The organism is Methylocystis sp., assembly GCF_021731785.1.
Taxonomy (GTDB): domain Bacteria; phylum Pseudomonadota; class Alphaproteobacteria; order Rhizobiales; family Beijerinckiaceae; genus Methylocystis.
Genome location: NZ_JAKFWS010000097.1, coordinates 1 through 9,285, shown reverse-complemented (window position 1 = coordinate 9,285; position 9,285 = coordinate 1). Strand labels below are relative to the sequence as shown.

The following is a 9,285-nucleotide window of genomic DNA, read 5'->3' as shown; positions in this document are numbered from 1 at the left end:
CGGCATCGAAATCTTCACGCAATCGCACCGCTGCCGCCATGACGAACCTCCCTCGGTTCGCCAATAAGAATCAGACATTTGCCGATTCGGGAATCCGAGGTGAGTCAGACTCACGGCAGGTTGGTATCAGCGATCCCGAAGGAGGATCCAAGGCTCGACGTCGAGCCCTTTTGCAATGCGATCGATATTATCAATCGAGACGTTTCGTTCCGCTCGCTCTACGGCACTGAGATAAGTTCTATTCATTCCAGCCTCATGGGCGAGCGCCTCCTGGCTCAAACCGCGTTCGGCGCGCAGCCTGCGCATGTTCTTCGCCAAGGTATCTCGCAGGGGGCCTTTATGCGTCCGCTTCACGGGCGCAAATCCTGCGGATTGACGTTTTTAAGACGACCGCTTTTAAGTTACATTCCGACCTGAGCCGATGAAATTGAGAGGATTCGACGTGTCCGTGATTACGATTTTGTCGGAAGAGGCTTCCTGGCGGTCACGCGACGTGCGCTACTACGAGGGCGATTGGGCTTCGATCCAGACGGTCATTCCGGAGTTCTATTTGGCGGCGTTCGCGGCCGGCGAAGAAGACCCCGCCAACCCCTTTCTGCAAACGGTCATGCGCAAGCCAATGTCTGCAGTGGAGCGGCCAATACCCATTGGCGTCGTTTCGCACACCTATTCGCTCGCTCAACATCGCGAAGTTGCAGAGATATGTCGCCAAGGTCTGAAGAACGCCCGGATCAAATTGGACGGACTGCGTTACCAACTCGGGTTGTCAGAGCTTGGAGAATGGATGAATTTCAGAGTATATTTTCCAACAGACTACGATTTCATCGATGATCGTGGAAATGTCCGCCTGAGACTTGAATGCTTTAATTCAGTCGACGGATCGTCGCGGCTCATGATTGTTTTCGGGTGGCTCCGATTTGTCTGCTCGAATGGTTTGGTCATCGGGGAATCAAAAATCGAGATTCGGGAGCGTCACGGACAAAATCTTGATCTGGGTTCGATAGCCGAACGTATTCGACCTGCACTCGCAGCCGTGGCGGCCGACCGCGCCAGAATGGAAAAATGGCAAGGCGAAAAAATTGTCATTGACGGCATCAAGACCTGGGCGGACGAAAAACTGTCGGAGAAATGGGGGAAGAAAGCAGCCGCGAGAGTTTTCCATATCTGCGACGCTGGTAAGGATATTGAGTTCGAGGACCCCTTCGCGCCAGGTGCCGCGACTGAAAAGCCGTTTCGGTTCCTCGGTCCTGTCCCAGGCGCTCCGGAGCGCGCGGCGACCAAATATGATGTCGCGCAGGCGCTCTCCTTCGTCGCGACAAACAGGAAGAACGCCGAAGAACGCGTTGCGTGGCAGGCCGACGTTCCACATCTGTTGCAGAGTCTCGCGCCAATCCATTCCACGTCTGTGAGTGCACAGCTCCGGGGTTAATCAACGTGCGCAGGATCAGTCTGCGGTTTCCGAATTTTCACGAGCTACGCTCGGCCGGATTTCTTGAAACATCCTTTGGCAAAGTCATGACCGCACCGGGAGAACCGGGCACTGCTGGGCTCAGTCGGATCGCAGGGTTTTTGTTACCGGCGCGCCAAGTAGTCGGAAGAAGGTCCGTTCTGCACGCGGACGCACCTGGTCGCGCCAATCCAAATTGACGGCCGTAGGCCGAACTTTGCCCTCTGGTGTCAATACCTCAACCTCGCGGAGATCATCACGAAGTTTGACGACGGCCTCCACGACGAGGGGCATGGTCAGTGGAGTTTCATTGCAACGAGCCTTAAATAGCTCGCCAATCGTAACTGGTGCTCCTTGGCCGGGCGCGTCATCCCGAATGAATCGCGGAAGCTGCTCGATCGCGGCGTTCAAAGAGTCGATGCGGGCGTTCGAGCCGAAGTCGAATTCGAGCCGCCCCTGGTCGGGATCAACATTCGGGTTGTAACCAAGGGCGTTGAAGCCCGCATCGCCATGGTGGACGAACGTGTTTGTCATTTCCCAGTGAAGACGCGCCATTTCGTCACGTGCGCGTTCATGCTTTGAAAGATGAAGTAACCAGTAAGCGATGATTGTCCGCGGACCTGATAAAAAACGGAGTGTAAAATTCGGCCCCTGTTTTTGCTGTCACATGCTTATACAAGAAGTTCTGAATGACGTATCTCGCACCTTGCTCTGTCTTGATTGCAACGAGGGATTTCGCAAATTCGTTCGTGATTTCAGCCGCGCGGCCGCCTCGCGTATTTGAAACTTCCGCGCGGAAATAGTCGATCAGAGAGTCCACAGAGAACGTCAAAATGACTTCTGGATTCTTTAGATTGGCGAAAATGCTCCGCACAGAGGCGAAGGAGACATCGCTCCAGCCATACTGGTCAAGAAAAAACAGGGCGCGATGGCTGTGTCCTTTTCGTTTGACGGCTTCAACGATGTTCGGAGCTTCTTGCTCAAACTGCGACGCGCGCAGGTGAATTGACTTCCCAATTTCAGTCTCAAAAACAGAACTATCCAATTCTGCCATGAGAAAATCGATGTGCTGCTTCTGCTTGTCAACAAAATAGAAATCACACTTTACTACAAAACCATTTTATCTATCAGTCGCCATCGCTGCTTCAGTTGCGCGAACGGAATTGAGCAAGACAAGAGGCGAACCATCAACCACCTTGCCATCACACGTGTATTTGCCACCACCACAAAAACCATCGACAACTGTCAGATTCAGTTCCCGCTTGGCGGGTTGCGGCGATAATATCCGGATGTAGCGATCAACATAGCGTCCAAATACCATGTGCTTGGCAAGGCTATGCTTTCCAATCTCGGGAAGCATCTGTCCAATTTTCCAGTCATAGTGCTTTCGTGCCATTTGCGCCGTTGCTTATGAATTCATGCTGGAAGTTCATCCCAGGTTCGGCCGTCAAGATGGCGGCCGTTGTTCGACTTCGCTCGTCGTATGCCGTCGTCGCCGTAGCTTCCCCATTGCTTAAAGAAGAACGGCACGTTTGCTGCTTCGCACTGGCGTTGAATTGACCGCGCCCACTCGGGCCTCATCGGTCGCGCCTTTGGACCCGATTCACCGCCGACAATTACCCAATCCATACCAGACAGATCGAACTCCCCTAGGTCTTCAAGGAGCGGTTCAATCGAAAGAAAGCGAACCTTTGCCCGGATATTTCGAAGCGTTGCGATGCGAGGAAGGCCGTGCTTCTTGTTCTCCACTGACGTGCCAAGCCAAGCGTTGTCAGGTGCCGCCCTCGTCGAGAAATAACGCTCCATTACGTTGGGGCGTTTTGTGAGAATTTGATACCTGTGATTGGGTGTATTTTCGATCACTCCGAACGCGCGATTTATGAACTCAAATGGGACTTCCTCATGAAACAGATCGGACATGCTGTTGACGAAATACATCGTCGGCTTCTTCCGTTTTAACGGATCGCCAAGCCGCTCGGGATGGATCGCTAGTCTGAATTCTTTGTCGTAACCACGTGCGCCCATCGCCTTCAAACGCTTTGCGAAAACTTCGGCGTAACAGTGCTTGCAGCCTGGCGAAACCTTCGTGCAACCCGTAACCGGGTTCCAAGGGTGTTCTGTCCATTCAATTTTCGATCGGGTCGTCATAGCCGCTACCAGTGTGTTGCCGAATCTCCATCATCGATGTGCAGCCGTTAACACGCGAATAATGTTCTTCGTTTGTTCCGATGTCAACTGAGGCATTACGCGTCTCGCACGTCTTTACCTCTCGATCCCCAATTCGGTCGCCGTGAAGGCGTTCGCTGCCGCCTGCTGGTAAAGCGCGTCAAGTTCGGCGCCGAGCGCGAGGAGCGCGGCAACGCGTTGGACGATCTGGCGGAACCATTTGCGTTCGTCGTCGATGAGCGGCTTGTCGTCGCGCCGATCGGCCTGCCGATACCCAAGCCATTTCTTGAGGACGGGATAGCCGCCGAGTTGATAAGTCCAGACTGCTTCGGGCACATTGGCGAAAAAGGCTTCATCGTTGATATAGAGGTCGCCGGTCTGGTCTCCCCAAACGCCTTCGCCCCAGCCGTCGAGCGGCGCCTCGTCCGCGCCGAACGGGCGTGACTTCCATCGGCCCTTTCCGCTGCCCCAATAGGTGACGTTGATTTTCAAGTCGGCAGGGCGGAGTTTGCCGCCGTCGTCGCGCTTCAGCGGGCCAAGAAGTGCCGCCCGCTCGTGGCCAAGAACGGCTTCGACCACCTCGCGGGCGTCCCGGTTGGCGTCGAGGAGGCGGGTCACTTGTTCGCCTTTGTCGACGAGTCGCGCGAAGACCTTTCGATCCTTCGGAATGGACAGATGCGCCCAGTCGGCGGAAAGCGCGCTTTTGTGCTCGGCCTGATACGCCGGCGCGTGGAGGATCGCAAAGCCGACGCGAAAGAGCTTGCCGACAATGGCACAGGCATCGGCGTCTCGGCGCTCGCCTTTCAAGCCGAAATGCTCGCGCAAGATTCGCCACGTCTTTTCGCCGATGTTCGCGTCCCGGTGTGTCAGAAGGTCGTCGCTGCGCGTCTCGCGCGGGAACACATACGACCCGCGTTCATGCACATGATAATTCATCAACTCACGTGAATAGATAGGATAGACTTCACTCGCTTTTCGCGGAGCGAATACACATCCAAAAAATTCATTGTCTTCTACGCACTCATAAAATTCACGCCGTGCTTCATTCAGAAATTTATAGTCTGAGCTATAATAGAGAAAACGTCGATCAAAGGGGAAAACGAGAAACGGGCAAATTGCCGAATCTTTGAAATGTCCATCCGCCTTAAGAGATGACCATGCCTTCTCAGGATTGTATCGCGCCCGCCCTTCAGCGAGTTCAGGCACCCGCGAGGATGCTGCCGCGAATGAGCTTGCGGCGAAGTAGCGTCTCATTCTTTCGGTAAGTTCGGCAGCCTTTGTGTCAATGACACTTCCATCAAGACCACGGCTCGGCTGGACACCCTGATAATTGACCGGAAATAGTTCATCTAATGCGGGCCATGCCTCGAAGCCGCCTTCGACCATCGTCGGCGACAGGCGCCAGCGATTTTCGCGCGTTGGCTGGACTGCTTCGTAGGACTTCGAGGCTTTGCCGACGCCTGAAGGCAAGGCCGCGATTAGCTCGGCGCGTTTGTCCTTTGCCAACCCCCAAAAGTCGCGATAGCAAACCACCGTCTTCGTTGGCGCGATCTTGGCTTCGGCGCGCTTCACCAGCGTGACGATCGCGGTCCCCGGCTGAATGCCGCGCGGGTCCATCTCGGTCGTGAATGCGCTCTGATCCGCCTTTCCCGTGCCAGGCAGTCCGGCGGGAATGAGCTTGCCCGTGCGGTATTTGTCGCCGTTCAGATTGTCGATCCAAATCCGGTGGAAGTTCGACAACAGCGATTTGCGCATGATTGGATGCGAGCGCCCCGTGAGGTAGGAAGAATTGGAGATGTAGGAGACGATCCCGAACTCCGCCGCTTCGCCGATGCGTTCCTCAGCCATGCGGAAGAACCGGACGTAGAGATCGTCGAGAAGTTGTTTGCGCACCCCATATTCCAGATAGAGAGCGCTCTGCCCTTTCTGTTTCTTCTTGGGGTGTCCGAATTCATCACGCCTCACCTGCTTGCTCTTGGGATCAATATCATCGACGAGCGTGATGCCTTTGTAGTGCGCAACCAGTTCCCCCTCTTGCGCCTGCGCCACGCCTGCAAACGCGTCGTAGGGCGGATTACCAATGACGACGATGATTTTCGCTTTGTGCTTCACCTCTTACGACGCGTCGAACTCGTCACGCATTTCCGGGAAGCTGAGCTTTATGTCGCCGCTGTCTCGCCAACCCGCCAGAGAGTTGGTGAGAAAGATCATGAGGCGCTTGTCGGCGTCGGGCTTCGCGCCGAGGCTGTCGAGCAAGAGATAGAGTTGCAATTGCGCGACCGCGAAAGGGGCGGTGAGGATTTCGAAACCGATCACCCGCTCATGAAAGGCGCGGGCAAGCTCCAAGCCGATGGCGGCTTCGTCGCCGTCCGCCTTGGCCTCTTCGGCGATACAGCGCGCGACTTCCAGGAGGTAGGCACCGGTGCCGCAACAGGGGTCGAGAACCACAACTTCTGGGTCGGCGAGGCCGCGTGGGCGCTTGAGTTCCTTTTTCAGGATGTGGTGCACCCGGCGCACTTGATAGCGCACGATTTCCGGCGGCGTATACCAGACGCCGAGGTCCTCACGGAGCTTGGGGTCGAAGGCCTCCAGAAAGGGCTCGTAGAAATAGGTGATCGCCGCCGCCGAGGTCTGTTCGTCGATCGTTGGGAAAGTCATGCGCGTCCGAAACAGCGGACGGTCGACGCGGTTCAGTGTCGCGATGGCGCGGGCGATATGGTCTTCGAGCCCGAGCGCCTTCAGCCGCTTGGGGTGGCGAATGTCGTGGAGCAGGGCGTCGAGGAACGGGATCGGAAGATAAGCGTGTGCGTCGTCGATTTCGAAGCGTGCGTCGGCTGCGGCGGCCTTGTCCCACAGCACCCAGGCGGCGAAGAGCGAATAGAACGCTGTCTGGACGAGGGAGGATCGGAAGAACCGATCGCCTTTCTCGTCGTCGATGTTGAAGGAAAGGCCAAGGGCTTGCCGATAGTCGTCGAGGAGCGGCTTCACCGCTTTCAGGTCTTCAGGAAGCTGGTCTTTCGCGTCTCGGGCCTGTCTCGCGAGCACCTTAGCCAAATCGGCCGGGTTGGCGAGCGGGGCATAGTCGGTGACGGATCGCTCGAAGATTTCCAGCAAGTCGGCGACGGCGGCGCTATCGACCTTGGCGCGCGGCGCCGCGCCGGCAATGGCGCCCCAAAGGTCGACGGTCTTGATGAGAGTGCGCTTCTCGGGCGGGACGGCGCCGCTCGCCGGGCGTTCATAGCCAGGAACGCAGGCAAGCAAGCCAAAACCGCGAACATTCGAGAGAAGGACGACGCCCGTCTGCGCCAGATAGCGGCCTATCTGGTCGTTCTGTTCCGTCGAAACCGCGAGGTCTTCCAGGGCGACGGTGGGGCGCTTGACCTCGCCATAGACGCCAACGAACATCTTGTCGTCACCGAGAATGAAGTCCGGCATGTCGCGGGCCTTGCCCTTGGCCTCGGACGTGTTGACGCGAATTTCGAAGGGAAGGAGCCGCTCCTTGAGGACGGCCGCAATCAGGTTCTTGATCGCAGGATAGAAGGTATTCTCGGTCGAAGACGGCTGCGAATCGAGACGCCGCGTCTCCGACACGTAGTCGATCAGCGAAGCAATGATCTTCTGCATGGATTGGTGCTCGAATCAGGCTGGCGGCGAGCGAGGAGGCCAGTGAACAAGAGCATACGAAATCTATGGTGAGAAGCGGCCGCTGGCGGGAGCGATGTGCGGGCCCGAATGGGATCAGGAAGGCATGAACCCCTGCCGCAAGAATAGGCTCGTGTGAAGCGACCTCATACGGTGGCCACCGACGCCCTCCGCCCCTGCGACGGTCGCGGACACATCACGCCCGAGACGCAAAAATTCGGCGGGCCGCGCCAATCGGAATCGCTTTCTGACGTTTTCCCCAAATTGCCCTCGCGCGCTTCCCCCAGGCTTCCCCCGTCGAAGCCGCTCCGCTGGCCATCATCACAACTATTTTATTTTATTGGTGGGCGGCACAGGGATTGAACCTGTGACCCCTCCCGTGTGAAGGCGAACGCTTGCCCCATGATCCATCGCCGGGCCTTGGTGGCGGGGACATTGCCACAAAGTCGGCAACCACAGCTTCCTGGAGTCTCGACGAAGTCCGGTGCGTGGTAATTTAGAGTTCGAGAGGGCAACGCTCGCATGGCTAAACCAATCTCGGAATACACTGACCCGACAGAATTGCGGAACCTAATGGACAATGCAAAACGGCTGAACCGCGATGATATCTGGCGGGACGCGTTTAGGCGGCTTTGCACACTTGAAGGCATGGATCAATCTGATCCGCGGCACCGTGATTATTATGAGACGCTTGCAGCTTATGAGCAGCTGCTCACGGAAAAAAATGGCCGCACGACTCGCGCGAATAGGACGCGCCAAAAGCTGAAAAACAAGGGTGTCGTGCAGTGTCTTGAAGATTGGGCGACGAATTCCGCGCCAACCGAAGGCTTTGATTTGCTCACCCAAAAAGGGCTGGCCGAATTAACAGGCGAATTTCTCGTTTTGAAAAATCGCGATCGCTTTTCCCCCGCTGCAATTTCTGCCGCGAAGGCTCGCCTCGCACCACATCTCGCTCAAGGGCCGAACGTAACGCCGATTGCGTAAGCATGACGAAGGAGGGCGGCCGAAGGCGCGTGACGGAGTTGGCGTCGACATCTTGGGATTGGAGTGTGGCGACGGTCGCGACAAGAGACGACGCCTGGGCGGGTCCGCTCGGGGTCTGCTCAAAAGTCATCGCCAGACGCCCAATTTAGCAGTTCATTGTTTTTCTTGGTGAGCGCGCCGGGGCTCGAACCCGGGACCCCCTGATTAAAAGGCTGATATTACTGGTTAAGAAACAATAACTTACGAAGGAAATTTTTGTCTAACTCGAAATAGCAATTAGCGAGTTAGCAGCAATTTGTCTAACGGTGTGGCGCTGGAGTCATGGAGTCAGGGCAGGGAACGCGTTTGTCTGGAGATGGGAAGGGATCGAGAATAGGGAACGAACTTAATGAAAGCGGCCCGGGCGAAGCTTGCGAGCGTGGCTCAGTCCGCAGAAAAAATGATTAAGTTAAAAATACACGTCACAAAAAAGGGGCCGCCAGAACAAAAGCGGCCCAAGTCAAGGGAGGAAACGCCCAAGGAGAGCGCGGGTAATAAGATGGGTGCCGGAAGCGGCGGAATTGCGGTGACCAGACTCACCTCCATCGGACAGCTTGATCGTGCGACTCGGGTCCGGCTTTGCGCCCCGGATAGCGGTATCGGACAGCGGCATTTTGTTGGCCTCGACCCTGACGATGACTTCAAGGCCAACTCCAAGGCCAACACATAGGTTGGATGTCAACGGTCGCCAGTGGACACAATTGGATCATAAACCACAGCAACAATTTGATATTTCAAGTGTTATTGGACTTTGCCGAATGTAGTGAAATAGGGGAATGGTGCCCAGGGGCGGGCTACCCCGAGTGATTGAATTCAATGGCTTGCGCAAGAGTGGGGCACTAAAATTTTCTGCTGTTTTCTAAGGTTTTTGTATTTCCTGTGACGTGCCCCTGAGAAATTCCCCCAGACGCGATTAGAGTCCGGCCCGTTACAGGACGGACACGATGAAAAAGAAGCGGTTCACGGAAGAGCAGATCATTGGGATTTTGCGGGAGCAGGAGGCTGGC

At 56.1% G+C, this 9,285-nt stretch carries 8 protein-coding genes and 1 pseudogene; 3 read left to right on the top strand and 6 right to left on the bottom strand.

The window, feature by feature from the left end; genetic code table 11:
* Positions 1 to 126 precede the first annotated feature (126 nt).
* Positions 127 to 306 (bottom strand): helix-turn-helix transcriptional regulator, encoded by a 180-nt coding sequence (locus tag QZ964_RS15285; RefSeq protein WP_292532503.1) that lies wholly within the window; start codon positions 304 to 306, stop codon positions 127 to 129.
* Positions 307 to 442: 136 nt separating this feature from the next.
* Here QZ964_RS15285 and QZ964_RS15280 point away from each other — a divergent pair, with 136 nt between their 5' ends.
* The gene (locus QZ964_RS15280; protein ID WP_292532502.1) at positions 443 to 1,429 is read left to right on the top strand and encodes a DUF932 domain-containing protein; all 987 of its coding nucleotides are present in this window, start codon (positions 443 to 445) and stop codon (positions 1,427 to 1,429) included.
* Between the two features lie 120 nt (positions 1,430 to 1,549).
* On the opposite strand, the gene QZ964_RS15275 is transcribed toward QZ964_RS15280, so the two are convergent.
* From QZ964_RS15275 to QZ964_RS15255, 5 genes and pseudogenes are all read right to left on the bottom strand, one after another.
* On the bottom strand, positions 1,550 to 2,002 hold the full coding sequence (locus QZ964_RS15275) for a hypothetical protein (RefSeq protein WP_292532501.1): 453 nt from the start codon (positions 2,000 to 2,002) through the stop codon (positions 1,550 to 1,552).
* Between the two features lie 16 nt (positions 2,003 to 2,018).
* Positions 2,019 to 2,807, bottom strand: a pseudogene (gene tcmP / locus QZ964_RS15270) (three-Cys-motif partner protein TcmP).
* Positions 2,808 to 2,863: 56 nt separating this feature from the next.
* Positions 2,864 to 3,595, bottom strand: coding sequence for a phage Gp37/Gp68 family protein (locus tag QZ964_RS15265; RefSeq protein ID WP_292532500.1), 732 nt, complete (start codon positions 3,593 to 3,595; stop codon positions 2,864 to 2,866).
* 114 nt (positions 3,596 to 3,709) lie between these two features.
* Positions 3,710 to 5,725, bottom strand: a complete 2,016-nt coding sequence (locus tag QZ964_RS15260; protein ID WP_292532499.1) for a type ISP restriction/modification enzyme — start codon at positions 5,723 to 5,725, stop codon at positions 3,710 to 3,712.
* 3 nt (positions 5,726 to 5,728) lie between these two features.
* The gene (locus QZ964_RS15255; RefSeq protein ID WP_292532498.1) at positions 5,729 to 7,237 is read right to left on the bottom strand and encodes an N-6 DNA methylase; all 1,509 of its coding nucleotides are present in this window, start codon (positions 7,235 to 7,237) and stop codon (positions 5,729 to 5,731) included.
* A 540-nt stretch (positions 7,238 to 7,777) separates the two neighbouring features.
* On the opposite strand from QZ964_RS15255, the gene QZ964_RS15250 reads away from it, so the two are divergent.
* Complete coding sequence (locus tag QZ964_RS15250) at positions 7,778 to 8,239, top strand: hypothetical protein (protein WP_292532497.1); 462 nt, start codon at positions 7,778 to 7,780, stop codon at positions 8,237 to 8,239.
* Between the two features lie 388 nt (positions 8,240 to 8,627).
* Positions 8,628 to 8,948 carry a hypothetical protein gene (locus QZ964_RS15245; protein ID WP_292532496.1) on the top strand — a complete coding sequence of 107 codons (321 nt, stop codon included), beginning with the start codon at positions 8,628 to 8,630 and terminating at the stop codon, positions 8,946 to 8,948.
* The last annotated feature ends 337 nt before the right edge of the window (positions 8,949 to 9,285 follow it).

Coding starts and splice junctions, on each gene's coding strand:
- QZ964_RS15285 (WP_292532503.1), bottom strand. CDS start 306: ATGCGCAGGCTGCGCGCCGAACGCGGTTTGAGCCAGGAGGCGCTCGCC.
- QZ964_RS15275 (WP_292532501.1), bottom strand. CDS start 2,002: ATGGCGCGTCTTCACTGGGAAATGACAAACACGTTCGTCCACCATGGC.
- QZ964_RS15265 (WP_292532500.1), bottom strand. CDS start 3,595: ATGACGACCCGATCGAAAATTGAATGGACAGAACACCCTTGGAACCCG.
- QZ964_RS15255 (WP_292532498.1), bottom strand. CDS start 7,237: ATGCAGAAGATCATTGCTTCGCTGATCGACTACGTGTCGGAGACGCGG.
- QZ964_RS15250 (WP_292532497.1), top strand. CDS start 7,778: ATGGCTAAACCAATCTCGGAATACACTGACCCGACAGAATTGCGGAAC.
- QZ964_RS15245 (WP_292532496.1), top strand. CDS start 8,628: ATGAAAGCGGCCCGGGCGAAGCTTGCGAGCGTGGCTCAGTCCGCAGAA.